Source organism: Mesorhizobium sp. M2E.F.Ca.ET.209.01.1.1 (assembly GCF_004010375.2).
In the GTDB taxonomy this organism is placed as follows: domain Bacteria; phylum Pseudomonadota; class Alphaproteobacteria; order Rhizobiales; family Rhizobiaceae; genus Mesorhizobium.
Genome location: NZ_SADP02000612.1, coordinates 1 through 341, shown reverse-complemented (window position 1 = coordinate 341; position 341 = coordinate 1). Strand labels below are relative to the sequence as shown.

1 pseudogene is annotated in these 341 nt (G+C 67.4%); it reads right to left on the bottom strand.

Annotated elements, in window-relative coordinates:
- Nucleotides 1-150: 150 nt before the first annotated feature.
- Nucleotides 151-341 (bottom strand): annotated as a pseudogene (locus EN852_RS37135) (ABC transporter permease); the annotation flags it as partial.

The window sequence follows — 341 nt, the reverse complement described above, 5'->3', positions numbered from 1 at the left end:
CTCCCGCGGGCGACTGGCCTCCCTTCGTCCGCCGGGGAATAGTGCGGCCGGGGTACGGCCGCGTCAAGGCAAGCTGGGCGCGGCGGAACTTGCGCGCAAAGCGCCTGGACGGATTTTCAGACTGAGCGATAGGAACCGAACCGAATAGCGCTAGTCGCTACGCCTGAAGTTGCGGATGCGGTCGAACAGCACCGCCAGAATGATCGCGCCGCCGATGAAGGTGCCTTGCCAGAAGGCGTTGATGCCGAGCAGCCCAAGGCTGTTGCGGATCACCTCGATAAGGGCGGCGCCGACGATGGCGCCGAGCGCGGTGCCGACGCCGCCGGCAAGGTTGGCGCCGC